Genomic DNA, 24,439 nt, shown 5'->3' on the forward strand with positions numbered 1-24,439 from the left:
AACCCTGCCACGGCTATCAAGAGGCGCGGTACAGGCGGGGACGCCGATGACCGCGCAAGGTGAAAGCCCCCCGCAGCACTGCCAAAACGGCGGCCGGCGGGGGGCCGATCCCGGTTTCATCTTGCCCCAAATATCCTCGCCGAAGGCAACGGGCGTGGCCGCGCCCGCCCTGCTCTGGGTTCAGCCGTCCTTGCGGATGGTTTCGTTCTTCGGGTCGTAGGGGCTGTCCTCCGTCACGACCGCATCCCAGAGTTTGGTGAACATCCGCACCTTCAGCTTCTTGCCCGGCACGGCGAGCTCGGGGGTGACGTAACCCATGCCGATGCTCTTGCCGAAGGCGACGGAGTAACCGCCGGAGGTCAGGCGGCCGACCTTGGTGTCGCCGTCATAGAGCGCCTCGCGGCCCCAGGGATCGGCATCCTCCGGCCCGTCGATCAGCAGGGTGACGCATTTCGCGCGCACACCGGTCTTCTCCATCGCCGCCTTGCCGTGGAACTCCTTGCCGAGGTCCACGAAGCGCGGCAGGTCGGCTTCAAGCGGCGTCGCGTCGCGGCCCAGTTCGGTGCCGAAGGCGCGGTAGCTTTTTTCCTGACGCAGCCAGTTCTGGGCGCGGGCACCGACAAGCTTGATGCCGTGCTTCTCTCCGGCGTCCATCAGCAGGTCGAAGAGGTAGTTCTGCATCTCGATCGGGTGGTGCAGTTCCCAGCCCAGTTCGCCGGTATAGGCGACGCGGATCGCGTTGACCGGGCACATGCCCAGTTCGATCTGGCGGGCCGAAAGCCAGGGGAACCGCTTGTTGGACAGCGCGGTTTCCGGGTCGGCGTCGCGGATGACCTCTTTCAGCACGTCGCGCGACTTCGGTCCGGCGATGGCGAAAACGCCCCATTGGGTCGTCACGTCATGGCAGGACATCCAGCCGAAGTCGTCCATCTTGTCCTCGATCGCCTTCATCAGGAAATCGCTGTCATAGGCGGTCCATGCGCCGGCGGAGACGAGGTAGTAGGTATCCTCGGCCAGGCGCACGATGGTGTATTCGGTGCGCGTCGTCCCGGCAGAAGTCAGCGCGTAGGTCAGGTTGATCCGGCCGACCTTCGGCAATTTGTTACAGGTAAACCAGTCGAGGAAGGCGGTGGCCCCCCGCCCCTTGAGCAGGTGCTTCGTGAAGGCGGTGGCGTCGATCAGGCCGACGCCCTCGCGGATCGCCTTCGCCTCTTCCACAGCGTATTGCCACCAGCCACCGCGCCGGAAGGACCGGGAGGCGTGATCGTCGAACCCTTGCGGAGCGTAGTAGTTCGGGCGGTCCCACCCGTTGACCTGACCGAACTGTGCGCCGCGCGCCTTCTGGCGATCGTAGGCCGGAGAGGTACGCAGGGCGCGGGCGCGTTCCCGCTCTTCGTCCGGGTGGTGGAGGATGAAGACGTGTTCGTAGGCTTCCTCGTTCTTGGCCACCGCGTAGTCGGTGGTCATCCAGGACCCGTAGCGTTTCGGGTCGAGGGAGGCCATGTCGATTTCGGCCTCTCCCTCCACCATCATCTGGGCGAGGTAGTGGCCGGTGCCGCCGGCGGCCGTGATCCCGAAGGAGAAGCCCTCGGCCAGCCACATGTTGCGCAGGCCCGGTGCGGGGCCGATCAGCGGGTTGCCGTCGGGGGTGTAGCAGATCGGGCCGTTGAAGTCGTCCTTGAGGCCCACGGTCTCCGACGTCGGCAGGCGGTGGATCATGGACATGTATTCCTCTTCGATCCGCTCAAGGTCCAGCGGGAAGAGGTCGGCGCGGAAGCTGTCGGGCACGCCATAGGCAAAGCGCGCGGGTGCGTTGCGTTCGTATGGGCCGAGGATCCAGCCGCCGCGTTCCTCGCGCACGTACCATTTGGCATCCGCGTCGCGCAGCACCGGATGCTCCGCCCCGCCGTTCCTGCGGTATTCGACCAGCGCCGGGTCGGGTTCGGTCACGATGAACTGGTGTTCCACCGGGATCGCGGGGGTCTTGATGCCAAGCAGTTTCGCCGTGCGCTGCGCGTGGTTGCCGGTGGCGGTGACGACATGTTCGGCGGTGATGACGGTCTGTTCCTCGGACGGGACGAGGTTGCCGCCGCGCTCGACCATCTTGGTGCAGGTGACCTGCCATTCCGATCCGGTCCAGTGGTAGGCGTCGACCTGCCACTTGCGCTCGATCATGACGCCGCGTTGGCGCGCGCCCTTGGCCATGGCCATCGTCACGTCAGCCGGATTGATGTAGCCGTCGGTCGGGTGATAGATCGCCCCCTTCAGGTCATCGACATGCACCAGTGGCCAGCGGTCCTTGATCTGGCCCGGGGTCATCCATTCGTAGGGCACCTCCGCCGTTTCGGCGGTGGAGGCGTAGAGCATGTATTCGTCCATCCGGTCCTGGGTCTGTGCCATGCGCAGGTTGCCGACGATGGAGAAGCCCGCGTTCAGGCCCGTCTCTGCCTCGAGCGACTTGTAGAACTCGACCGAATACTTGTGGATGTGGGTGGTCGCATAGCTCATGTTGAACAGCGGCAGCAGCCCGGCGGCGTGCCAGGTCGAACCGGAGGTCAGTTCGTCGCGTTCCAGCAGCATCACGTCGTTCCAGCCCGCGCGGGCGAGGTGGTAGGCGATCGACGTACCGACGGCACCACCGCCGACGACAAGGGCTTTGACATGCGACTTCATGGGCGGGTTCTCCGGGTTGGACCTGTCGCTTTCTGTAGCAGGCGCAGCAACGCGCGGGCGGTCCAGCCGACATTTCGGATGCGGAAAGCGACAGGGAGGCGGATTTCGTCCGTCCCGGGTCTCATGCGCCTCGTTCGAGCGTCATCCTCGGTCCCGACCCGAGGGAGGGGAGCGTTCCCTATTCCCCGTAGGCGATCCCCTCGCGCCGGGGATCCGCTGCCCCCGCCAGCCCGTCCTCCGTCACCGCCACCGCATGCAGACCGCTGTTCAGATCCGTGATCTCCGTCTCGAACCCCCGCGCCTGCAGCAGGGCGGAAAGCTCCTCCGCCCGCGGTCCGGCCTCCACGTCATAACGGCCGAAGCGATTGACCGCATGCGCCCCGGAAATGGCCTGCTGGATCTCCGCTCCGTTGAGATACCGCCAGACCGATTCCGCCACATAGCCGATGATCCGGCTCCCGCCCGGAGAGCCGATGACCAGCGCCGGTTTGCCGTCCTTCAGCACGATGGTCGGCGCCATCGACGACCGGGGGCGCTTGCCCGGCTCCACCCGGTTGGCCACCGGCACGCCGCCCTCGTGCGAGCGGAAGGAAAAATCGGTCAACTGGTTGTTCAGCAGGAAGCCGCGCACCATCACCCGCGATCCGAAGGCGTTCTCGATGCTCGACGTCAGGGACAGCGCGTTGCCGTAGCTGTCGACGATGGACAGGTGCGTGGTCGACGGCAGCGCCCGTCCGGCGTGGTCCGCCCACAGCAGCGCGTGATCGAAGGCGGGATTGCCGGGAAAGACCGCCCTGCGTGCTTCGACCGAACCCGCCAGTTCCGCCCGCGCCCGCAGGTATCCGGGATCGAGCAGGCCTTTCACCGGCACCGGCACGAAATCGCTGTCCGCCAGGTACCGCCCCCGGTCCGCGAAGGCGAGGCGGGAGACATTGCCCATGAGCGTCAGCGCATCGACCTCTCCGGTCGCATTCGCCGCCCCCTCCGGCGGAGAGGTCGGCGCGGCGGCCGCCATCATCCCGAGGATCTGCCCGACCGCGACCCCGCCCGAGGATGGCGGCCCCATGCCGCAGACCTCATGCGCCAGCACCTCGACGCAGACCGGGTCCCGCTCCTTGATCGTGTAGTTCCGAAGGTCCCATTCGCTAAGCATCCCCGGACGCACCGCGCCCTGCACGGCCGCGACGATGTCGGTGGCGATCTCTCCGTCGTAGAAGGGCACGACGCCCTCCTCGGCCATCAGGGTCAAGGTCGCGGCATAGCCCGGGTTCTGAAGCAGGTCGCCCTGCTTCACCGGCACGCCATCGGGCAGGAAGTAGTCTGCCGTTTCGGGATGCATGGCCAGCCGGTCCGCATCCGCCGCGACCATGGCGCCCAGCCGGGCGGACACGGTGAATCCCCCCTCCGCCAGTCCGATTGCCGGGCCGAGAAGTTCGGCCATCGGCTTTTCGCCCCACCTGTCATGCGCCCCGACCATCAGCGCGGGCGTGCCCGGCACGCCGACCGAAAGCCCGCCGACCACCGCGTCGAAGAAACCGAGAGGCTGGCCCGTTTCGTCCTGGAACAGCAACGGCGTTGCGTCGAGCGGCGCGGTCTCGCGCCCGTCGAGCGTGAAAAGCTCACCCAGATCCGCGTCGTAGTAGAGGAGAAAGCCACCGCCGCCGAGCCCGGAGCTCTGCGGTTCCACCAGCCCCAGCACCGCCTGCGCCGCCACCATGGCATCCGCCGCCGTCCCGCCGTCACGCAGCACGTCGGCGCCGGCCTTGACTGCCTCGGGATGCGCGGCGGAAATCATCCAGTTCGCCGCGAAGACGGATTTGCCGTCCCGCTTCGCCTCCTGCGAGGCGCGGAGTGCGGGATCCGCAATATCTGCCGAGAGGTCCGTCGTCATCTCGGGCGGGACGGCATCGGTGGCCTGCTGCGCCCCGGCGGGCATGGCAAGGCAGAGGAGGATCAGGGAAAGGCGGGGAATCCGACGCATCGGGCAGGCTCCGATTCTGGTGAGGTGCGACAATGATAGCGGCAATTCCCGGGAGGACCATTATTCCGACTGGCGGAATTGATGCCCGCAAATCGGAATTTCGCGGCGTCCTGTCGCGGTAAAGGGTCGATTTTGATCTGTCCCCCCTGCCTTCAAGATTATATCACATCGCGAGAACCGCGCGCCGCGAATCCGCGGCGTGCCCCGGAATTGCAAAGGGAGAGACCGCAGATGAAGGTGCTTGTGCCTGTCAAACGCGTGATCGACTACAACGTGAAGGTCCGCGTGAAGGCGGACGGATCGGGCGTCGATCTTGCCAACGTGAAAATGTCGATGAACCCCTTCGACGAAATCGCCGTCGAAGAGGCGATCCGCCTGAAGGAGGCCGGGAAGGCCGAAGAGGTCGTCGTCGTCTCCATCGGCGTCAAGCAGGCGCAGGAAACCCTGCGGACCGCGCTGGCCATGGGCGCAGACCGCGCGATCCTCGTCACTGCCGCCGATGACGTGCACACCGACATCGAACCGCTGGCCGTCGCCAAAATCCTCAAGGCCGTGATCGACGAAGAGGCCCCGGGCCTGGTCATTGCCGGCAAGCAGGCGATCGACAACGACATGAACGCGACCGGCCAGATGCTGGCGGCGCTGCTTGGCTGGTCGCAGGCGACCTTCGCCAACGAGCTGTCCATCGACGGCGATTCGGCCACTGTCACCCGCGAGGTCGACGGCGGCCTGCAGACCATCAAGGTCAAGCTGCCCGCCATCGTCACCGCCGACCTGCGCCTGAACGAACCGCGCTATGCGTCGCTGCCGAACATCATGAAGGCGAAGAAGAAGCCGCTGGACGAAAAGACCGCCGCCGACTTCGGCGTCGATGTCGCACCGCGGCTGGAGATCGTGAAGACCTCCGAACCCGAGGCCCGCAAGGCCGGTGAGATGGTGCCGGACGTCGACACGCTGATTGCGAAACTCAAAGAGAAGGGGATCGTCTGATGGCCGTTCTTCTGCTTGCCGAAATCAACGACGGCGCGCTGGCGATGGACGCCACCGCCAAGGCCGTGTCGGGCGCGAAGGCCCTGGGCGACGTGACGGTTTTGGCCGTTGGCGCGAAGGCCAAGGATGCCGCCGCCGAAGCCGCCAAGATCGACGGCGTCAAGGCCGTGCTGGTCGCCGAGGATGCGCTCTACGGCCACCGCCTCGCGGAGCCGACCGCGGCGCTGATCGTGTCGCTGGCCGGGGACTATTCCCACATCGTCGCCCCGGCGACGACCGACGCCAAGAACATCATGCCGCGCGTCGCCGCGCTGCTGGACGTGATGATCCTGACCGACGTGACCGGTGTGGTCGACGCCGACACGTTCGAGCGTCCGATCTACGCCGGCAACGCGATCCAGACCGTGAAGTCCAAGGACGCGAAGAAGGTCATCACCTTCCGGACCTCCACCTTCGACGCGGCCGGTGACGGCGGCTCCGCCTCTGTCTCCGACGCCGCCACGGCCGAGGATCCGGGCCTGTCGGAATGGGTCGAGGACAAGGTCGCGGCCTCTGACCGCCCGGAACTCACCTCCGCAGGCGTCGTTGTCTCGGGCGGGCGCGGTGTCGGCTCCAAAGACGACTTCGCCCTGATCGAGAAGCTCGCCGACAAGCTGGGCGCCGCCGTCGGCGCATCCCGTGCGGCGGTCGACTCCGGTTACGCCCCGAACGACTGGCAGGTCGGCCAGACCGGCAAGGTCGTGGCACCGGACCTTTACGTTGCGGTCGGCATCTCGGGCGCGATCCAGCACCTTGCCGGGATGAAGGACTCCAAGGTCATCGTCGCGATCAACAAGGACGAAGAGGCCCCGATCTTCCAGGTCGCCGACTATGGACTGGTTGCAGACCTTTTCACCGCCGTGCCGGAACTGGTCGAAAAGCTCTGATTTCGGGCCCCTGCCTCGGAACGAAGACAAAGGCCCGCCGCACCGGCGGGCCTTTCATGTTTGCGGGATGTCGTCCGCCCGGCGTTGCGGTCGGTCCTGCTCCTCAGTGGCCTCCGGCACCAGCCGCCGCAGCGCTGCGGCGATGTTCGCGGCATTCTCCGCATGCGCGCAGGCATTGAACTGGGTCCGGGCCGCCGCCGCTTCCATCTGCGAAAACACCATGCCCTCCGTTCCGGCCTGCGCCTCCGGCACGGTTTCCACGACCTCCGCAACCTTGCCGCGCAACCGGTCGATCATCTCTCCGTCGACGAACAGCGGATCCCCCTGCTCTGCCATGGGCATCCGGCAGGATAAATCCACCGACATCGGCCGCGTTGAGAACCAGTTGAGCACGACCGGCCCGTCGATCGCCGCGATCAGGTCGCCCATGCGCGCCACCCAGGCCTCTTTGAGCTCTGCCACGAGGATCGCGAAACGCTCCGGCGAAAGGTCCTCAAGGTGACACAGCAAGTGGCGCGTGTAATGGAACGCGGTGAAATCCACGTCCCGGTAGATCGTCTTGAGCAGGGCCGAGGCCTGCACGAACCGGTCATTCCGGCGCGGATGAACCGTGTAATAGCGGTTCGACAGGTTCTGCGCGCCAAGCACCTTGAGCACCGTGACAGTCGCCCCCCGGGTCAGGTCCATCAGAGACGAATCGCTGAGGTAGAGATCCGCCCCCGCGTTCACCACGCCCAGGTTCACCGCCGGGATCCCGGTCTCTTCCGCCACCAGCGACGGGAAAGGGGTCTGCAGGAATTTGCCGTAGGTCGCCGTTCCGCCAAGGAACAGTACATGCGGTTCCCGCAGGTCCTGCTTCGGCCCGCGGAACAGCAGCTGCGACGCGCCGTACCGGCACGGTCTGTAATCCAGGCCTTTCGGCCCGAGTCGTTCGAAGGTCATCCCAACACCACATTTTTTTCACCCGCCCCCTGTGTGACCCGAGAATCTTTCCATTCCCCTAAATCTGGCATTAACGGCAATTCCTCTGTACTTGCGGGGCGGGGCGGTATTGGCCACTCTGCAACCAGCAAGTACGGGGGACGCGATGGAGATCAAATCGGTAGGCGTGATCGGCGCAGGCCAGATGGGCAACGGCATCGCCCATGTCTGTGCGCTGGCGGGCTATGACGTCATCATGACCGACATCAGCCAGGAAGCGCTTGACCGCGCGGTGACCCAGATCGACCGCAACCTCGCGCGGCAGGTCAGCCGCGGGCTGGTGAGCGAGGAGGACAAGACCGCCGCGCAGTCCCGTATCCGGACCACCCAGACTCTGGCCGACCTCGGCCCGACCGACCTGGTGATCGAGGCCGCGACGGAGCGCGAGACCATCAAGGATTCGATCTTCAAGGACCTGCTGCCGCACCTGAAGCCCGAGACGATCCTGACCTCGAACACCTCCTCCATCTCGATCACCCGGCTCGCCTCGCGCACGGACCGGCCCGAGAAGTTCATGGGCTTTCACTTCATGAACCCGGTGCCGGTGATGCAGCTGGTCGAACTGATCCGCGGCATCGCGACGGATCAGGAAACCTACGACGCCTGCCTCGCCGTGGTCGAAAAGCTGGGCAAGACGGCGGCGAGCGCAGAGGACTTTCCCGCCTTCATCGTCAACCGCATCCTGATGCCGATGATCAACGAGGCGGTCTACGTGCTTTACGAGGGCGTCGGCAACGTAAAGTCCATCGACGGGTCGATGAAGCTGGGCGCGAACCACCCAATGGGCCCGCTCGAACTGGCGGATTTCATCGGGCTGGACACCTGCCTTGCGATCATGAACGTGCTGCACGACGGGCTGGCCGATACGAAGTACCGCCCCTGCCCCCTGCTGACGAAATACGTCGAGGCCGGTTGGCTGGGCCGCAAGACCGGCCGGGGCTTCTATGACTATCGCGGGGAAACGCCTGTTCCAACCAGGTAGGCCCCCGCATCCGTCCCGCGGGCCGTCATCCTCGGGCTTGACCCGAGGATCTTCCTCCGTCCATCGCGAGCGCAGACCGAAGGTCCCCGGCTCATTACCCGGGACGTCGCCGCCCCCCGCAACCGCGGGCAGGCGATGTGGGACAGGCCGGCTACCGCCAGCGGACGAAACGGCCCGGGCCATGCGCCCAGAGCACCAGCAGCCCGCCCGCAATCGCCCAGTTCTTGACCGCGATCGTCACCTGCCAGGGGTCCGACCGCAGCTGCCAGTGAAACCAGCTGGTGAAGATGCAGTAGACCGCGAGGATCAGCGCCCATACCCGCACCCGCGGCCCACAGACCAGACAAACCGCCGCCATCAGGTTGAACGCCGCCACCGGCCAGACGAACCACCCCGGCAGGCCGATGCTGCGGATCATGCCCGCGACCGGCCCGGGGTCCGAAACCTTCTGCACGAACCCGCCGAGGAACAGCATCGCGATCAGCACACGACCGGCCAGGTCGGCAAGGTCCCGCATCACCCTCGCCCGATATAAGGCATCTTGGTCGCCATCACCGTCATGAACTGCACGTTGGCCTCTGGCGGAAGCTCCGCCATGTGCAACACCGCCTCCGCCGCGTGAGAGACATCCATCGACGGCGGCGGATTGTCCGGGGTCCGCGCGATCAGCCCCTCGAGCAGCTCCGTCCGCGCATTGCCGATGTCGATCTGCCCGCAGGCGATGTCAAAGGCCCGCCCGTCCAGCGACAGCGCCCGCGTCATGCCGGTCACCGCGTGCTTCGTCGTGGTATAGGCCACCGCCCCCTCGCGCGGGACATGCGCCGAAATCGACCCGTTGTTGATGATCCGCCCGCCCTGCGGCACCTGCGCCTTCATCTGGGCGAAGGCCGCCCGGGCGCACAGGAACATGCCCGTCACGTTCACGTCCACCACCTGCCGCCATTCCGCCAGCGACAGCCCGTCGATGGTGTCCGACCGCCCGAACATGCCCGCGTTGTTGAACAGCACGTCGATCCGCCCGGCTTCGGCGACAAACCGGTCGAAGACCGCCTCCACCGCCGCCTCGTCCGTGACATCGCCCGGCAGGATCACCGCGCCCGACTGCCCGCCGAAGACCGAGCGGAGCACGTCCTCCCGCCGCGCCATCACCCCGACCCGCCAGCCGCGTGCAAGAAACAGCTCTGCCGTCGCCCGGCCGATGCCGCCGCTGGCCCCCGTCACAAGTACCGCCTTCAAATCCCGTCCTCCTCGACCTCGAGCGCCAGCGGCGCCGCCGGGACCGTGGCGAGATCCTCGACGCCGAGCGGCACCGAGGGCTTCGCCAGCCGGTTCCGCACCACCCAGATCAGACGCGTCTCGGCCCGCGTGATCGCCACATAGGCCAGCCGCTTCCACAGCGGCTGCCCCGCCTCGTTCCGCCCCATGCGCGCGGCGACGAAAAGGTCGGGCGCAAAGACCTGCACCTCGGGCCACTGCGACCCCTGCGCCTTGTGGATCGTCACCGCCGCCCCGTGCAGGAAGGTCGCGCCCATGCGCGCGGCGTAGGGAATGAAGGGTTCTTCCTCCTCCGGCTTCTCGATCTTCACGATGGACGCGGCGGACACCTGCGGGCTCTCCGCCCCCACCACATGCAGGCGCGAGAATCCCGGCTTCGACCCGGGGCCGAGGTAGACCACCTGCGCCCCCTTGATGAGCCCCCGCGCCTCAAGGTCCAGCCGCTTCTTGCGGTGCTTGAGAGGCAGCTCGATCCCGTCGCAGATCAGCGGCTCTCCGGGCAGAAGCGCATCCTCCGGCGCGCCGTGCACCGACCGGAAGGCGTTGATCAGACGCACCCGCGTCGCGTTGCGCCAGACAAGAACCGGAGACCGCGCCATGAGATCGACCTCGACCCGCTGGCCCCAAACCACGCGGTCATCGGCCTTCGCCTTGTCCTCGACCATGCGCTCGAAATCCTCGAAGCCGAGCGCGGGGTCGGCCAGGGCATGGGCGAGGTCCAGGATCGGGTTGTCCGCATCCTGCCGGTGCACCCGGTCCAGATGCATGACCTGCGGCGCCGCCAGCCGTTCGAACACCATCTGCCCCGACTGCCCGACAGGGGCCAGCTGCGCCGGATCGCCGAACAGCAGCAGGGTCGGAAAAATCTCCCTCAGGTCGTCGAACTGCCGGTCGTCCAGCATCGAGGCCTCGTCGATCAGCCCCATGTCCAGCGGATCGTCGCGACGCTTCCACCCGGTGATGAAATCCGACCCGCGCAGCCCCGCAGTCGCCAGCGCCCCCGGCACCGACTTGTTCGTCTGGTAGAACGCATGCGCCCGGTCGAGCGCCGCATCGGTCAGCCCCTCGATCACCGGCCGCTCCCCTTCCCCGGCCAGCCATTCGGCAATCCGCTCGTATTCCGGGTCGTAGACGGGCGTGTAAAGAATGCGGTGGATCGTCGTCGCCGGAACCCCGCGCAGCCGCAGGACCGAAGCCGCCTTGTTGGTCGGCGCAAGGATCGCCAGAGTGCGCCGCTGCTGCGTCTTTTTCGGTTCGTAATCGCCCGAGATCAGCGTCACCCCGGCCGCCTGCGCCGCCTGCGATACCGCCGACAGCAGCAGGGTCTTGCCCGACCCCGCCTTGCCGGTCACCGCCAGCACCTGCCCCTTCCCGGCGCCGGGGGGCCGCACGGTGCCGTCCTCCAGATCCACCCCGTCGGCCCGCAGCGCCTCCGCTATACGGTCGAAGGCCTCGGCCTGGTCATGCGAAAACGTTACGGAGGGAAGCGTCATGCGCGAACGTTACAATCACCCGACCCGATAGGCCAGCGGCGGCGTCGCCCGCCGGGGCGCTGCCCCGAACCCCGGGATATTTCCGGCAAGATGAATGGCAGCCGGGTCCATGTCATCTTGCCCGATATATCCCGGGAGGTCCGGAGGGCAGAGCCCTCCGGCGCCTGTCAGCGGGCTCAGGCCTTCCCGGCCGCCAGCACGTCTTCCACGGTCCGAAGCCCCGGGCGCGGCGACTGGACGAGCACCGCCATGTTGCCGGGCTTGTGTTCGTTCCGCAGCATCTTCATGTGCGCCTGCGGGATCTCGTCCCACGGGAACAGTTCGGACATGCAGGGATCGAGCCGGCGCTCCAGCATCAGCCGGTTCGCGCTGGCCGCCTGCTTGAGGTTGGCGAAATGCGAGCCCTGCAGGCGTTTCTGGTGCATCCACATGTAACGCACGTCGAAGGTGCAGTTGAACCCGGTGGTCCCGGCGCAGATCACCACGATCCCGCCTTTCTTCACCACCAGCGTGGACACCGGGAAGGTCGACTCGCCCGGATGTTCGAACACCATGTCGACCGAGACGCCCTTGCCGGTGATCTCCCAGATCGCCTTGCCGAACTTGCGCGCCTCTTTCAGCCATTCATTGTACTCGGGGCTGTTCACCGTCGGCAGCTGGCCCCAGCACTTGAAGTCCTTGCGGTTGATGACGCCCTTGGCCCCCTGGGCCATGACGAAATCACGCTTGGATTCGTCCGAGATCACGCCGATCGCATTGGCCCCTGCCGTCGCCGCCAGCTGGATCGCGTAGGAACCGAGCCCGCCGGAGGCGCCCCAGACCAGCACGTTCTGGCCGGGCTTGAGCTCATGCGGGTGGTGGCCGAACAGCATCCGGTAGGCGGTCGCCAGCGTCAGCGTGTAGCAGGCGCTCTCTTCCCAGGTCAGGTGCTTGGGGCGCGGCATCAGCTGCTGCGCCTGCACCTTGGTGAACTGCGCGAAGGAGCCGTCGCCGGTCTCGTAGCCCCAGATCCGCTGCGTGGGGGAGAACATCGGGTCGCCGCCGTTGCATTCCTCGTCGTCGCCGTCGTCCTGGTTGCAGTGGATCACGACCTCGTCGCCCACCTTCCAGTTCTTCACCGCGGACCCGACCGCCCACACGATGCCCGAGGCATCCGATCCCGCGATGTGGAAATCCTGCCCGTGCACGTCGAACGGAGAGATCGGCTGCCCGAGCCCGGCCCAGACGCCATTGTAGTTCACGCCAGCGGCCATGACGAGAACCAGCACCTCGTGGCTGTCCACCTGCCAGGTATCGACGACCTCTTTCTTGAAGCTGACGTCAGGCTCTCCGTGGCGTTCGCGCCGGATCGCCCAGGCGTACATCTTCTTGGGCACATAGCCGAGCGGCGGCAGTTCGCCGATCTCGTAGAGGTCTTTCTCCGGGGCGTCGTAGGGTGCGATGCCCGTATCCGTGTCCAGTGCCATTGGAACCTCCTTCAAACTGATGCCGCATTGCAGAATCGCGGCGGGCTGAGTGACGGGATATAATCCGTCTCGCAACATTGCAATGATTTTCGGCTTTGTTTTGTAATTTTATGTCGCAGCCGATCCCAGCCCTGACCAGACACTTCAGGGCACCTCCGGGAAAGGGCAATGCCCTGTCAGACTCTGCCTCCACAGGGACGAGTCGGGCCAGAAAATTCGGACGGCGGGGTCCGGGTCAAAGGATTCTGCCCGCACCGTGGCGCTGTCGTGCTAGACTTCAGGGGTGTCGCCGCGACGCGGCGAATTGACATGGCCACATTCTTTCCTATACCCACACTCAGACGTAATAATCTTGCGCAACCGAATCCGGAGGCCCGACATGACCGAGACGAAGAAGGACAAGCCCTGGCTGTTCCGCACATACTCGGGGCATTCGACGGCCGCGGCGTCCAACGAACTGTACCGCGGCAATCTTGCCAAGGGGCAGACCGGCCTGTCCGTCGCCTTCGACCTGCCGACCCAGACCGGATACGACAGCGATCACGTTCTGGCGCGCGGCGAGGTCGGCAAGGTCGGCGTCCCGATCTCTCATCTCGGCGACATGCGCACGCTCTTCGACCAGATCCCGCTGGCCGAGATGAACACCTCCATGACGATCAACGCGACCGCCCCCTGGCTGCTGTCGCTCTATATCGCCGTGGCCGAGGAACAGGGCGCCGACCCGAAGGTCCTGCAGGGCACGGTGCAGAACGACCTCATCAAGGAATACCTGAGCCGGGGCACCTACATCTGCCCGCCCGCGCCCAGCCTCAAGATGATCGCCGACGTGGCCGAATACTGCTATCTCGAGGTTCCCAAGTGGAACCCGATGAACGTCTGCTCCTACCACCTGCAGGAGGCGGGCGCGACGCCGGAACAGGAACTCGCCTACGCCCTGGCAACCGGGATGGCGGTGCTGGACGAACTTAGGCCCCGCGTCCCGGCAGAGGACTTCCCGACCGTCGTTGGCCGCATCTCCTTCTTCGTGAACGCCGGCATCCGCTTCGTCACCGAGATGTGCAAGATGCGCGCCTTCGTCGACCTGTGGGACGAAATCTGCGCCGAACGTTACGGAGTCGAGGATCCCAAGTTCCGCCGCTTCCGCTACGGCGTTCAGGTCAACTCCCTCGGCCTGACCGAACAGCAGCCGGAAAACAACGTGTACCGCATCCTGATCGAGATGCTGGCCGTGACGCTGTCGAAAAAGGCCCGCGCCCGCGCCGTGCAGCTGCCCGCCTGGAACGAGGCGCTTGGCCTGCCCCGCCCCTGGGACCAGCAGTGGTCTCTTCGCATGCAGCAGATCATGGCCTATGAGACCGACCTGCTGGAATACGGCGATCTCTTCGACGGCAACCCCGCCGTGGACGCCAAGGTCGAGGCGCTCAAGAACGGTGCCCGCGCCGAACTCGCCAACCTCGATTCCATGGGCGGCGCTGTTGCGGCGATCGACTATATGAAGTCCCGGCTGGTCGAATCCAACGCCGAACGGGTCAACCGGATCGAAACGAACGAGACCATCGTCGTCGGTGTGAACCGCTGGATCGAGGCAGAGCCGTCGCCGCTCATGGGCGAAGACGGCGGTATCATGACCGTCGACCCGGCGGTCGAGGCGGACCAGATCGACCGCCTCAGGGCCTGGCGCGCGGCACGCGACGAAACGGCGGTGAAAGCCGCCCTCGCCGCCCTGCGTGAAGCCGCCGCCAAGGGCGAAAACTGCATGCCGGCCTCCATCGCCGCGGCCAGGGCCGGGGTCACCACCGGTGAATGGGCTGCGCAGATGCGCGCCGTGCATGGCGAATACCGGGGGCCGACGGGCGTCTCCGCCTCCGTCTCGAACAAGACCGAGGGGCTGGACGACATCCGGGACGCGGTGGATGCGGTGTCCGACAAGCTCGGCCGCCGGCTGAAGTTCGTCATCGGCAAACCCGGCCTCGACGGCCATTCCAACGGAGCCGAACAGATCGCCTTCCGCGCCCGCGACTGCGGCATGGACATCAACTACGACGGCATCCGCCTGACGCCGGAAGAGATCGTGACCCGCGCCCTGGATCAGAAGGCCCATGTGGTCGGCCTGTCCATCCTGTCCGGTTCGCACCTTCCGCTGGTGGAGGAAGTGATGACCCGCATGCGCGAGGCGGGGCTCTCGGACACGCCGGTGATCGTCGGCGGCATCATTCCGGACGAGGACGCCCGCCGGCTGCTCGCCATGGGGGTCGCCAAGGTCTACACACCCAAGGATTTCCAGTTGAACGCCATCATGATGGATGTGGTCTCGCTCGCCGATCCCAAGGCCGTCGCGGCGGAATAGGACGGACAGGGGCGCTGCCCCTGCCGCCGCTGCGCGGCGACCCCGGGATATTTCAGGCAAGATGAAGCCGGAACACGTTTCATCTTGCCGACAAATATCCCCGCCGGAGGCGACGCGCCTGTGCCACCGGCGTGACATCACCCGCCGCGTCGCCGTGGACAATTCCCCCTCCTGTGCCGATAGTCCCCGCGAACCAAGCGGGAGACACCAGATGACCATCCATATCGGGGCCGCCCCCGGCCAGATCGCCGAAACCGTGCTGATGCCCGGAGACCCGTACCGGGCGAAATGGGCGGCGGAGACCTTCCTGGACGGCGCGGAACTGGTGAACGAGGTGCGCGGCATGCTCGGCTTCACCGGGACCTGGCGCGGCCACCGGGTGACGATCCAGGGCTCGGGCATGGGCATGCCGTCGCTGTCGATCTACGCCAACGAACTGATCCGCGACTACGGAGCGCAGACGCTTATCCGGATCGGGTCCTGCGGCGCCATGCAGGACCATGTCGGCATCCGCGACGTGATCCTCGCCATGTCGGCCACGTCGGTCTCCACCCCCTCGCTCGGTTTCTTTCGCGAGGTGAACTTCGCCCCGACCGCCGACTTCGGCCTTCTGCACAAGGCTTTCCACGCCGCCGAGGCGAAAGGCGTGAAGACCCACACCGGCGGCATCTATTCGGCGGATGTCTTCTATGCCGAACGGCCCGACCTCGACGAGGCGATGGAGCGGCACGGCATCCTCGCCGTCGAGATGGAGGCGGCGGAGCTTTACACCCTCGCCGCCCGCTACGGCCGCCGCGCGCTGGCCGTTCTGACCGTGTCGGACCATCTCAAGACACACGAGGCCCTTCCTGCCGCCGACCGGGAAAAGAGCTTCGGCGACATGGTGGAGATCGCGCTGGAAGCCGCGTTCTCCTGACCGGGACAGACGGCGGGAAATCCCCGGCTCCGGCCCGAGGACGCCGGTTCTGCCAGTGGCCGTGTCAGCCTCCCGCCGGGCCGGGGGATCTCCCGTCAGGCGCCGGAACTTCAGCTTTTTTCCGCCCGAAGACGCCCGTCCCTTCCGGCCCGTACCATTCCTCGTTCCGGGTCGCGAACATCGTCGCGGCGATGGCCACGAAGGCCAGTGTCGACCCGGCCAGCAGGGCGTAATCCTGGCTCTGCAGGATCAGGAACAGCACCGCGTAGACCAGTGCAAGCATCGCCCCCAGGACAAGCGATCGCTTGCCAAGCCCCAGCCCGATCCAGCCGAACAGCGTCAGCAGAACCGTCACCGCCCCCGCCGCGATCAGATAGGCCGGACCGAACCCGATCTGTTCGGCGTAGGACACCATGAGCAGCACGAAGGTCGACTGCGCCAGCCCGATCAGAAAGTACTGCACCGGATGCACCGGGGTCGCGCGGTTGCGGTCCACCAGAAGCACCGTCAGGAAGGTCAGCGCGATGTAGAGAATACCGTAGCGCGATGCCCTGTAGGCCTTCTGATAGAAGTCGTTCGGCTCGTAGAGGCTGACCCCGAACCCCATGAGGCCAAGCGCATAGGGCGACACCTCCTCCCGCGTGACCTGTTGCAGCGACCGCGCCAGGTGCGGGATTGTCCAGCTGGCGGTAAATCCTGTTTCCGTCACCTCGGACTCGTCGGGCAGGAAGGCTCCGGTAAAGCTCGGGTCCGGCCAGTCCGAGCTCATTGTGACCCGGCTGGTTCGCCCGACCGGTGCGATCAGGAACCGCCCCGCCCCGTTCAGCCCGAGCGACAGGTGATAGCCCCCGCCGCCGCGTGGATCGCCCAGCTCTGCCCGGATGCCGGGCTGGTCGGGGGTGCCCGAGGGCTCCATCGCGATCTCGCCCGACGGACCGGTCAGAACCGCATCGCCGCGCAGCCCGGCAGAGTTGGACACGAAAACCTCGAGCCAGGCCTCCTCCCACTGGATGACCGAACTCCCCGCGTTGAGCGCGGCGAGCGTGTCGGCGGGAAAGTCGAAATCCACCTCGATCTGCGCGCGATAGACAGGCGCGGTAAAGATGCCGCGGCGGCGCAGTTCCGTCGTACTGGACACCGTCGCCTCGAAGGTCCGGGGGTAGACGTGGATCGGAGCACGCCGCTCTGTCACCCGCTGCCGCACCGTCTCGGTACGCGCGCGGCCCGTTGCGGGGTCGATCAGCGCCGCGCCGGTCTCGGGGTCGGTCTTGTCACGCAGGGTCTCGCGGATCACCTCCTCCGTAACCGGGATCACCAGCCGTGGCCCGGCAAAGGACTGCTCCCCGCCCCAGGTGCGTCCGATCTCTGTCACCGTGTCGTTCGACAGGGTGCGCCGGCCGCCGACGACCTCGGCCACGAAGAAAAGCGGGATAAACATCAGCAGGATCAGCACCCCGACAACCAGAAACCGCATTCCGAAACCGCGCCGCATGGAACCCCCGCACTTGACCGTGGTCAGGTTAGCGGGGCCGGACGCCGGGCGGTAGGGGATGTTTGCAATGAACGGCGGAATGCCCCCGAGGGCGGTATCCGATCCGCCGCCCTCCTACGTCCCGTGCGTGCCGGAATAGCCGTTGCGCGCCGGGCTCTTCCAGCCTTCCAGCGCCCCCGGCTGCGCAGCGAAGACCTCTACCAGCAGCGGGAAGCAGGCAGCGGTGTCCGAGGAATGCTCTGACGAACAGTCGCCCCCCGGACAGGCTGAAAGCACGCCCAGCAGGTCGATTTCCGCGAAGAACTCAAGGTAGTCGCCGGGCCGCACCGGAGAGGCTTTCATGAAATACTGCCCGGTGTCGCGGGTGAACCCGGTGCACATGAAGACGTTGAGCACGTCATGTACCGCGCCCGCGGCCTCCGCCACCGGCATCCCCGTCGCCGCGGCAAACCCGCGGGTGAGATTGGAATGGCAGCAGTGGTGATAGTCCTCCCCGCTGAGCAGGTGGTGCGTATGCGGATCGCAGCGCGTGCCGATCACGTCATGCACCCGGCCCCCGTGTTCGTCCGCCCCGTACCAGCCGAGCGTATCCTCTACCATGGTCGCCATCGGACGCAGGTAGGGAAAGCAGCTCCACATCCGGTCGCCGACGGTCAGATGCGTTCCGTGCAGCGCGCGGGTCTTGCCGGAGTAGAACCGTTCCGACAGGTCGGCGGCGTTCCACAGGTTCAGGTCCCCGACCTGCGGCCCCTCGACCGAAGTGATGCGGAAGAACCCGCCCGCGGGAACCTCGAAGGCCGCCGCATCGCGCGGCGGCACCACGACCTCCGCCACCTTCTGCGCCCCGGCCCGCGCTGTGCGATAAAGCCCGAGGTCCGGCTGCGGCAGGGTCCCGGTCGGGTAGCATATCACCGGCGCAACGGCACGGCGGAGGGCGGCATCGGAAGGCTCTGTCATGCGCGGATCCTGCGCCGCCGCGCGGTTCTGCGCAATCCCGAACAGACGCCCCGACTGGTGAGCATTGAGCAAGGCGCGCAATGCTGCTCTAGTCGCGTCAACCGCATAAAAGGGAGACCACGCCATGCCCGACGATACCTACACCCCGCCCGAGGTCTGGACCTGGGACAAGGAAAGCGGCGGCCGTTTCGCCAGCATCAACCGTCCCGTGTCCGGCGCGACCCATGACAAGCCGCTTCAGGTCGGCAAGCACCCGTTGCAGCTTTACTCTCTCGCCACGCCGAACGGCCAGAAGGTCACCATCCTGCTGGAAGAGCTGCTCGCCGCCGGTCACACCGGCGCGGAATACGACGCCTGGCTGATCAATATCGGGGACGGGGACCAGTTCGGGTCCGGTTTCGTGGAGGCAAATCCGAACTCCAAGATCCCCGCGCTTGTCGACCATTCCGGGGACAAGCCGGTGCGGGTCTTCGAATCCGGCCACATCCTGCTGTACCTTGCGGAAAAGTTCGGGGCCTTCCTGCCCCAGGACCACGCCGCGCGGACCGAGGCGATGAACTGGCTCTTCTGGCTTCAGGGTTCCGCCCCCTATCTCGGCGGCGGCTTCGGCCATTTCTACGCCTATGCGCCGTTCAAGATGGAATACCCGATCAACCGCTTCGCGATGGAGGTGAAACGCCAGCTCGACGTGCTGGACAAGCATCTCGCCGACAATGAATTCCTTTCGGGCAGCGAATACTCCATCGCCGACATGGCCACCGCGCCCTGGTACGGGCGAATGGTGACGGACGGAGCCTATGGGGAATCCAAGACCTTCCTATCCACGCACGAATACAAGAACGTCATCAGATGGGCCGACACGATCTTTGCCCGCCCCGCAGTCAAGCGCGGCCGCATGGTCAACGCAGCGAGCGGAGAGCCGTCGCAACAACTGCGCGAACGCCATGACGCGAGCGATTTCGACACGAAGACCCAGGACAAGATCGAGGCCGCGGCCAAGTGATCCGGCGGACGGAGGTTCCGGCAGGCACGCTCCTCCACGCGCTCAGGCGCGAGAGGGGCGGCCACGCCGATTGCTTCGTCACCGAATGTCCGGGGGCGGTGACGCTCTTCGACTACGTCACCGCATTCTACACCAGCCCCCTGTTCCGGGCGGAACGGGCGGTGCTCCGCGCCGGCGGGCACCGCTCCTCCGACGCCGATATCCCGCTCATCATGACCGGACAGGCGGACCGGTTTGCGGTCTGGCGCGTCCGCAGGCGCACCGACACCGAATTGCTCATGCGCCAGATTGGCGGCCCGACAGCGTCGTGGTTCATGGTCGCACCGTCCGGCCCCACGACCCGGCTGTACTTCGGCTCTGCCGTCCTGCCAGACGAGGACGGCGGCCTCGGATCGGGCGTCCGGTTGCTGATGCCACTGCACCTGATCTATTCTCGCGCCCTGCTGGCGGCAGCGAAGCGGGGGTTGGCGCGCGCGCGCCGCTAGTCGTTCAGAAATGTCGCCGCGCCAGCGACGGACCGGCCCGACCCTCGAAAGTCAGGCCACCACCTTCCCCTTCGCCAGCCGGTGATAGATCACACCACCCAGCACCGCCCCGATCACCCAGGCGTAGCCCGAAAGGAACCCGAGGAACGGCACCCAGACCGTCGCCACGGAGAACACGGCCGCACAGCCGAAGGCGATCATCGCCGCGTCGTTCCACCCGTTGCCGTAGTGATAGCGCCCGCCCGTCATGTCATAGAGATCGGCGCGCTCAAGCTCCTGTTTCCGCAACAGGTAGTAATCCGCCATCATGATCCCGTAGACCGGCGCCAGCGTCGCCCCGAGCGTGTTCACGAAACCGGAAATCCCGAACTCCGAGATGAACGAGGTCCACAATCCCCCGATCACCAGCGCAAAGACAGAGGTGATCATCCCCGCCGTCCGGAAGCTGATCTTCGACGGCGCGAGGTTGGCGATCCCGTTCACCGACGGTATGAAGTTCGCCACCAGGTTGATGCCCACGGTCGCCGCAAAGAAGGTCACCGCCGCGATGATCGACAGGATCACGCTGTCCGTCTTCTCCACGATCTCGGTCGGGTTGATGATCTTCTCCCCGTAGACGACCGCAGCGCCCGCCGTCGTCAGCAGCGCCAGCGCCGAGAACAGGATCATGTTGAACGGCAGCCCGGCGAGGTTCCCCAGCATCATCGCCCGCTTGTCCTTGGCATAGCGCGAGAAGTCCGAGAAGTTCAGCAGCACGGCCGAGAAATAGGCGATCATCGTGCCGACAATTGCGACGAACCCGGACAGCTCCGTCCAGAAGGTCGCGTTCTCTGGCGTGAAGATGGTCTGCGCCTGTGCCAGCAGCTGCCCGTCCGACCTTTGCCACAGCACGATGACCAGCCCGATCATCACGGCGTAGACGAAGGGCCCCGCGATGTTGAGGAAGGTCTCGACCCACCCCATGCCCCGCCAGAAGATGAAGATGTGAAAGGCCCAGACGATCAGGAAACTGACCCAGTCCACGCCGGACAGCCCCAGGAAGCCGCCCTCGCCGCTGGAAATCCCGAACAGCGTGTAGATCAGCAGCGCCAGCGCGGTGGAGGCGAAATAGACCTGCACCCCGTACCAGAACACCGCCACAGTCGCCCGCAGGATCGCCGGCAGCTTGGCCCCCTGCGTACCTTTGGACGCGCGCGCCAGCACCGGGTAGGGAATGCCGTATTTTTCACCCGCAGCGCCCGACAGGTTGACGAGGAACATGACGAGCAGCCCGGCCACGATCAGCGCGGCAAAGGCGGTCCAGCCCGACACTCCGTAGGAAATGAACAGCGACGCCACCAGTGAATAGCCAAACAGCGACTGGATGTCGTTGGCCCAGATGTTGAAGATGGCAAACCAGCCCCAGGTCTTGTCCTGCGGCGCGATCGGCGCCAGCGTGTCGCCCCCGCTCTCTGCAGCCGGCAGTCCGATTTCCAGATCCGTCGTGTGTGTCGTCATGGCTCTCTCCTGTCCCCCGATGGAGTGGTCTGCCGGTTACGGACCCGCATCACGTGCATGCAGGGTGGCCGGCGCATCCGAGCGTAGATCCGAAGCTGGGCTACGGGGTCACGAAAACGTCATGTGGCCGCTGCGTCGCGGCGAAACCGGCGCGGACGGTCCAAAAATCATGCAAAATGGACACATGAAAAAACCGCGCCACCCTGCGGCGGCGCGGTCAGGAAGCCGGAGGCGGGTTCACCCGCCCCCATGTTATTCAGATCACCACGATGTCCAGCGGCGGGAAGCCGTTGAACCCGACCGACGAATAGGTCGAGGTATAGGCACCGCAGTTGCGGATCACGAACCGGTCGCCGGAGCGCAGGCCAAGCGGCAGCTCGACCGGGCGCTTTTCATACAGCACGTCGGCGGAGTCGCAGGACGGTCCGGCCAGGATGCAGGGCCCGGTCGCCTCGTGGTCGCGGTCCGTCAGGAACTGGTAGCGGATCGCCTCGTCCATGGTCTCTGCCAGGCCCGAGAACTTCCCGATGTCCAGATAGACCCAGCGATGCAGGTCCATGTCCGACTTCTTCGACACCAGCAGCACCTCTGCGGCAATCGCGCCAGCTTCGGCGACCAGACCACGGCCCGGCTCAGCCATCACATGCGCGACGTGGCCGAACCGCTCTTCGATCAGCTCCATCACACGGGCGGCATAGGCCGTCGGACGCTGGATTTCCTCGCCGTAATAGGCCGGGAAACCGCCACCGATGTTCAGCAGGGTCAGGCTGTGACCCGCCTCATGCGCGGCTTTCCAAACCGCCGCGATCTGGTCGAGCGTCGCGATCCACATCTCGGCCCGTTTGGTCTGCGACCCCACGTGGAAGGAAAATCCAACCGGCTCCAGCCCGAGACGGGCGGCCATGTCCAGCAGCGCAATAGCCTTGTCACGGGCACAGCCGAACTTGCGCGAAAGCGGCCAGTCGGCTTCCGAGGCATCCACGATCAGGCGGATGTAGACCTGCGCGCCCGGCGCATGTTCGGCGATCTTTTCAAGCTCTTCTTCCGCGTCCGCCGCGAACAGGGTGACACCGGCGCCATAGGCGAACTCGATATCGCGCACCTTCTTAACAGTGTTCCCGAAGGAGATGTTCTCGGGCCGCGCACCAAGCGACAGGCACAGCTCCACCTCGGCGCGCGAGGCAGCGTCGAAACCCGACCCGAGATCGACCAGCCGCTCCACGATCTCACGCTGCGGGTTGGCTTTCACGGCATAGTGGATGCGGGCCCGGCCCAGACCGGCCTTCAGCGCGTGGTACTGCTCTTCGACGCGGTCGATGTCGAGCACGAGCGTCGGGCGCTCGAATACGGAATTGCGGATGAAGGTTTCTACGCGGTTTTCACGGCGTGCAGCTTTGACGGCCGAGAAATCGGCTACGTATGCGTTCATGGTCATCTCCAATAGACCCGGCCATATATGACCGCTCAGTTCCAAGGGAGACGTTACCGTCGCTACGTAACCGCAGGGCCTATCGGATTAGCCCTCTCGCCAGAGGCGCGTGCGTTGGCGTCTTTGTAAGGCGCGATATCGGGCCAAACGATGAGTCGTTCAAGAGGGATTTGTCCCGAGGTCCGAAAATGTTTTCGTCGCGCCCCGAGATACCGCGCAACATATTGGAAATAAAAAAGATACACAGCTCACCCACAGGCAGGATGCTGCTGATTTGCAACAACGCCCCGCCTCCGGCGGACCCGGTGGCGGGGCGGCGTGGTTCAGGCGGCGCGGGTATAGGGCAGGTAGGCGGTGCCGCCTTGTGCCGGGGCCGGCGCGTCCGAGGTGAAGTAGTCATAGGCCTGATTCAGCGCGTTCAGCGCGGCCTGCGCGCGGCGCAGCTCTTCGGGGGATGGTTTTGCGATCTTGTCCATGGGGTGCCTCATCGGGTCTGGCCCCCTCCCTGACCGGTATATGCGCCTCGGCGGCGCCGCGGTCAGCCCCTGATTGCTGCATTGCAGCATTGCGCGCAATGCAGATGTCCGTGCCGCTGGCCACGGTCGCGCAACGGGGGGCTTTCCGCCCCCCGCACCCCCCGGAGGATATTTGTGAAACCAAAGAAGCCGGCCCGGTTTCTTTGGTTTCACAAATATCCCGGGGTGAGCCCCGCAGGGGCGAGGGGCAGCGCCCCTCTGCCAGCATCGGGGCAGCCGCCGGGTCAGACGGTGCGTTCAACCATCATCTGCTTGATATGCGCGATCGCCGCCGCCGGGTTCAGCCCCTTGGGGCAGGTCTTGGCGCAGTTCATGATCGTGTGGCAGCGGTAGAGCTTGAAGGGATCCTCCAGCTCGTCCAGCCGCTCGCCCGTCGCCTCGTCGCGCGAGTCGATGATCCAGCGGTAGGCATGCAGCAGCGCGGCGGGGCCGAGGTAACGGTCGCCGTTCCACCAGTAGCTCGGGCAGGAGGTGGAGCAGGAGGCGCACATCACGCATTCATAAAGCCCGTCGAGCTTCTTGCGGTCCTCGATGGACTGCCGCCATTCCTTCGCCGGTTTGTTGGTCTTGGTCTCCAGCCACGGCATGATCGAGGCATGCTGCGCGTAGAAGTGGGTCAGGTCCGGGATCAGGTCCTTCACCACCGGCATGTGCGGCAGCGGATAGATCGTCACATCGCCCTTGATCTCGTCGAGGCCATAGATGCAGGCCAGCGTGTTGATCCCGTCGATCATCATCGCGCAGGACCCGCAGATCCCCTCGCGGCAGGACCGGCGGAAGGTCAGCGTCGGGTCGATCTCGTTCTTGATCTTGATGAGCGCGTCCAGAACCATCGGACCGCATTTGTCCATGTCGAGGAAATAGGTGTCGACACGCGGGTTTTCCCCGTCGTCCGGGCTCCAGCGGTAAATCTGGAACTTGCGGACATTGGTTGCGCCGTCGGGCTTGGGCCAGGTCTTGCCGGTCCGGATGCGGGAGTTCTTGGGAAGCGTGAATTGTGCCATGTCGTC

Annotated in this window: 20 protein-coding genes; 7 read left to right on the top strand and 13 right to left on the bottom strand. The window is 65.8% G+C overall.

Going from position 1 to position 24,439, the window contains the following annotated elements; genetic code table 11:
- Positions 1-180: 180 nt before the first annotated feature.
- A complete protein-coding gene (locus tag IEV87_RS14885; RefSeq protein WP_188478591.1) occupies positions 181-2,673 on the bottom strand; it encodes a GcvT family protein in 2,493 nt (830 codons plus the stop codon).
- 178 nt (positions 2,674-2,851) lie between these two features.
- On the bottom strand, positions 2,852-4,654 hold the full coding sequence (gene ggt / locus IEV87_RS14890; RefSeq protein ID WP_188478593.1) for a gamma-glutamyltransferase: 1,803 nt from the start codon (positions 4,652-4,654) through the stop codon (positions 2,852-2,854).
- Between the two features lie 231 nt (positions 4,655-4,885).
- On the opposite strand from ggt, the gene IEV87_RS14895 reads away from it, so the two are divergent.
- Together IEV87_RS14895 and IEV87_RS14900 are read left to right on the top strand one after the other, a co-directional pair.
- Positions 4,886-5,644 (top strand): electron transfer flavoprotein subunit beta/FixA family protein, encoded by a 759-nt coding sequence (locus tag IEV87_RS14895; RefSeq protein WP_188478595.1) that lies wholly within the window; start codon positions 4,886-4,888, stop codon positions 5,642-5,644.
- A complete protein-coding gene (locus IEV87_RS14900; RefSeq protein ID WP_188478597.1) occupies positions 5,644-6,570 on the top strand; it encodes an electron transfer flavoprotein subunit alpha/FixB family protein in 927 nt (308 codons plus the stop codon). The genes IEV87_RS14895 and IEV87_RS14900 overlap by 1 nt, the downstream gene beginning before the upstream one ends.
- A gap of 54 nt (positions 6,571-6,624) precedes the next feature.
- On the opposite strand, the gene IEV87_RS14905 is transcribed toward IEV87_RS14900, so the two are convergent.
- Entirely contained in the window at positions 6,625-7,512 is an 888-nt protein-coding gene (locus IEV87_RS14905) for a DUF6473 family protein (protein ID WP_188478598.1), read from the bottom strand.
- 145 nt (positions 7,513-7,657) lie between these two features.
- Between IEV87_RS14905 and IEV87_RS14910 the strand changes: the two genes are divergently transcribed.
- Positions 7,658-8,533 carry a 3-hydroxybutyryl-CoA dehydrogenase gene (locus IEV87_RS14910; RefSeq protein ID WP_188478600.1) on the top strand — a complete coding sequence of 292 codons (876 nt, stop codon included), beginning with the start codon at positions 7,658-7,660 and terminating at the stop codon, positions 8,531-8,533.
- A 151-nt stretch (positions 8,534-8,684) separates the two neighbouring features.
- Here IEV87_RS14910 and IEV87_RS14915 read toward each other — a convergent pair whose 3' ends face one another.
- The 4 genes from IEV87_RS14915 to ccrA form a co-directional block, all read right to left on the bottom strand.
- Positions 8,685-9,050 (bottom strand): DoxX family protein, encoded by a 366-nt coding sequence (locus IEV87_RS14915; RefSeq protein WP_188478602.1) that lies wholly within the window; start codon positions 9,048-9,050, stop codon positions 8,685-8,687.
- Complete coding sequence (locus IEV87_RS14920; protein ID WP_188478604.1) at positions 9,050-9,769, bottom strand: SDR family oxidoreductase; 720 nt, start codon at positions 9,767-9,769, stop codon at positions 9,050-9,052. Before IEV87_RS14920 ends, IEV87_RS14915 begins: the two co-directional genes overlap by 1 nt.
- On the bottom strand, positions 9,766-11,301 hold the full coding sequence (locus IEV87_RS14925; RefSeq protein ID WP_188478606.1) for an ATP-dependent DNA helicase: 1,536 nt from the start codon (positions 11,299-11,301) through the stop codon (positions 9,766-9,768). The genes IEV87_RS14920 and IEV87_RS14925 overlap by 4 nt, the downstream gene beginning before the upstream one ends.
- A gap of 176 nt (positions 11,302-11,477) precedes the next feature.
- Complete coding sequence (gene ccrA, locus IEV87_RS14930; protein WP_188478612.1) at positions 11,478-12,767, bottom strand: crotonyl-CoA carboxylase/reductase; 1,290 nt, start codon at positions 12,765-12,767, stop codon at positions 11,478-11,480.
- A 379-nt stretch (positions 12,768-13,146) separates the two neighbouring features.
- On the opposite strand from ccrA, the gene IEV87_RS14935 reads away from it, so the two are divergent.
- Together IEV87_RS14935 and deoD are read left to right on the top strand one after the other, a co-directional pair.
- Positions 13,147-15,114 carry a protein meaA gene (locus IEV87_RS14935; RefSeq protein ID WP_188478613.1) on the top strand — a complete coding sequence of 656 codons (1,968 nt, stop codon included), beginning with the start codon at positions 13,147-13,149 and terminating at the stop codon, positions 15,112-15,114.
- A gap of 211 nt (positions 15,115-15,325) precedes the next feature.
- Complete coding sequence (gene deoD, locus IEV87_RS14940; RefSeq protein WP_188478616.1) at positions 15,326-16,030, top strand: purine-nucleoside phosphorylase; 705 nt, start codon at positions 15,326-15,328, stop codon at positions 16,028-16,030.
- Positions 16,031-16,094: 64 nt separating this feature from the next.
- On the opposite strand, the gene creD is transcribed toward deoD, so the two are convergent.
- Positions 16,095-17,522 (bottom strand): cell envelope integrity protein CreD, encoded by a 1,428-nt coding sequence (creD, locus tag IEV87_RS14945; protein WP_188478618.1) that lies wholly within the window; start codon positions 17,520-17,522, stop codon positions 16,095-16,097.
- Positions 17,523-17,636: 114 nt separating this feature from the next.
- Positions 17,637-18,479, bottom strand: a complete 843-nt coding sequence (locus tag IEV87_RS14950; RefSeq protein ID WP_188478620.1) for an urea carboxylase-associated family protein — start codon at positions 18,477-18,479, stop codon at positions 17,637-17,639.
- 124 nt (positions 18,480-18,603) lie between these two features.
- On the opposite strand from IEV87_RS14950, the gene yghU reads away from it, so the two are divergent.
- Together yghU and IEV87_RS14960 are read left to right on the top strand one after the other, a co-directional pair.
- Entirely contained in the window at positions 18,604-19,482 is an 879-nt protein-coding gene (yghU, locus tag IEV87_RS14955) for a glutathione-dependent disulfide-bond oxidoreductase (protein ID WP_188478622.1), read from the top strand.
- On the top strand, positions 19,479-19,967 hold the full coding sequence (locus IEV87_RS14960) for a hypothetical protein (protein WP_188478623.1): 489 nt from the start codon (positions 19,479-19,481) through the stop codon (positions 19,965-19,967). Before yghU ends, IEV87_RS14960 begins: the two co-directional genes overlap by 4 nt.
- 51 nt (positions 19,968-20,018) lie before the next feature.
- Here IEV87_RS14960 and IEV87_RS14965 read toward each other — a convergent pair whose 3' ends face one another.
- The 4 genes from IEV87_RS14965 to IEV87_RS14980 all read right to left on the bottom strand — a co-directional run bounded on the left by IEV87_RS14965 (position 20,019) and on the right by IEV87_RS14980 (position 24,433).
- Positions 20,019-21,464: an NCS1 family nucleobase:cation symporter-1 gene (locus tag IEV87_RS14965; RefSeq protein ID WP_188478625.1), complete on the bottom strand. Its 1,446-nt coding sequence runs from the start codon at positions 21,462-21,464 to the stop codon at positions 20,019-20,021.
- 256 nt (positions 21,465-21,720) lie between these two features.
- Positions 21,721-22,893: a type III PLP-dependent enzyme gene (locus tag IEV87_RS14970; protein ID WP_188478627.1), complete on the bottom strand. Its 1,173-nt coding sequence runs from the start codon at positions 22,891-22,893 to the stop codon at positions 21,721-21,723.
- 323 nt (positions 22,894-23,216) lie between these two features.
- Positions 23,217-23,369: a hypothetical protein gene (locus tag IEV87_RS14975; RefSeq protein ID WP_188478628.1), complete on the bottom strand. Its 153-nt coding sequence runs from the start codon at positions 23,367-23,369 to the stop codon at positions 23,217-23,219.
- A gap of 284 nt (positions 23,370-23,653) precedes the next feature.
- The gene (locus IEV87_RS14980) at positions 23,654-24,433 is read right to left on the bottom strand and encodes a succinate dehydrogenase iron-sulfur subunit (protein WP_188478630.1); all 780 of its coding nucleotides are present in this window, start codon (positions 24,431-24,433) and stop codon (positions 23,654-23,656) included.
- Positions 24,434-24,439: the final 6 nt, after the last annotated feature.

Source organism: Primorskyibacter flagellatus (genome assembly GCF_014638275.1).
GTDB lineage: Bacteria > Pseudomonadota > Alphaproteobacteria > Rhodobacterales > Rhodobacteraceae > Pseudooceanicola > Pseudooceanicola flagellatus_A.

What these genes read in the sequence shown, in the direction of transcription:
- IEV87_RS14975 (WP_188478628.1), bottom strand. Translation starts at nt 23,369, where the DNA reads ATGGACAAGATCGCAAAACCATCCCCCGAAGAGCTGCGCCGCGCGCAG.
- IEV87_RS14895 (WP_188478595.1), top strand. Translation starts at nt 4,886, where the DNA reads ATGAAGGTGCTTGTGCCTGTCAAACGCGTGATCGACTACAACGTGAAG.
- IEV87_RS14925 (WP_188478606.1), bottom strand. Translation starts at nt 11,301, where the DNA reads ATGACGCTTCCCTCCGTAACGTTTTCGCATGACCAGGCCGAGGCCTTC.
- creD (WP_188478618.1), bottom strand. Translation starts at nt 17,522, where the DNA reads ATGCGGCGCGGTTTCGGAATGCGGTTTCTGGTTGTCGGGGTGCTGATC.
- deoD (WP_188478616.1), top strand. Translation starts at nt 15,326, where the DNA reads ATGACCATCCATATCGGGGCCGCCCCCGGCCAGATCGCCGAAACCGTG.
- IEV87_RS14905 (WP_188478598.1), bottom strand. Translation starts at nt 7,512, where the DNA reads ATGACCTTCGAACGACTCGGGCCGAAAGGCCTGGATTACAGACCGTGC.
- yghU (WP_188478622.1), top strand. Translation starts at nt 18,604, where the DNA reads ATGCCCGACGATACCTACACCCCGCCCGAGGTCTGGACCTGGGACAAG.
- IEV87_RS14900 (WP_188478597.1), top strand. Translation starts at nt 5,644, where the DNA reads ATGGCCGTTCTTCTGCTTGCCGAAATCAACGACGGCGCGCTGGCGATG.
- IEV87_RS14965 (WP_188478625.1), bottom strand. Translation starts at nt 21,464, where the DNA reads ATGACGACACACACGACGGATCTGGAAATCGGACTGCCGGCTGCAGAG.
- IEV87_RS14915 (WP_188478602.1), bottom strand. Translation starts at nt 9,050, where the DNA reads ATGCGGGACCTTGCCGACCTGGCCGGTCGTGTGCTGATCGCGATGCTG.
- IEV87_RS14970 (WP_188478627.1), bottom strand. Translation starts at nt 22,893, where the DNA reads ATGAACGCATACGTAGCCGATTTCTCGGCCGTCAAAGCTGCACGCCGT.
- IEV87_RS14885 (WP_188478591.1), bottom strand. Translation starts at nt 2,673, where the DNA reads ATGAAGTCGCATGTCAAAGCCCTTGTCGTCGGCGGTGGTGCCGTCGGT.
- ggt (WP_188478593.1), bottom strand. Translation starts at nt 4,654, where the DNA reads ATGCGTCGGATTCCCCGCCTTTCCCTGATCCTCCTCTGCCTTGCCATG.
- IEV87_RS14950 (WP_188478620.1), bottom strand. Translation starts at nt 18,479, where the DNA reads ATGACAGAGCCTTCCGATGCCGCCCTCCGCCGTGCCGTTGCGCCGGTG.
- IEV87_RS14935 (WP_188478613.1), top strand. Translation starts at nt 13,147, where the DNA reads ATGACCGAGACGAAGAAGGACAAGCCCTGGCTGTTCCGCACATACTCG.
- IEV87_RS14910 (WP_188478600.1), top strand. Translation starts at nt 7,658, where the DNA reads ATGGAGATCAAATCGGTAGGCGTGATCGGCGCAGGCCAGATGGGCAAC.
- IEV87_RS14980 (WP_188478630.1), bottom strand. Translation starts at nt 24,433, where the DNA reads ATGGCACAATTCACGCTTCCCAAGAACTCCCGCATCCGGACCGGCAAG.
- ccrA (WP_188478612.1), bottom strand. Translation starts at nt 12,767, where the DNA reads ATGGCACTGGACACGGATACGGGCATCGCACCCTACGACGCCCCGGAG.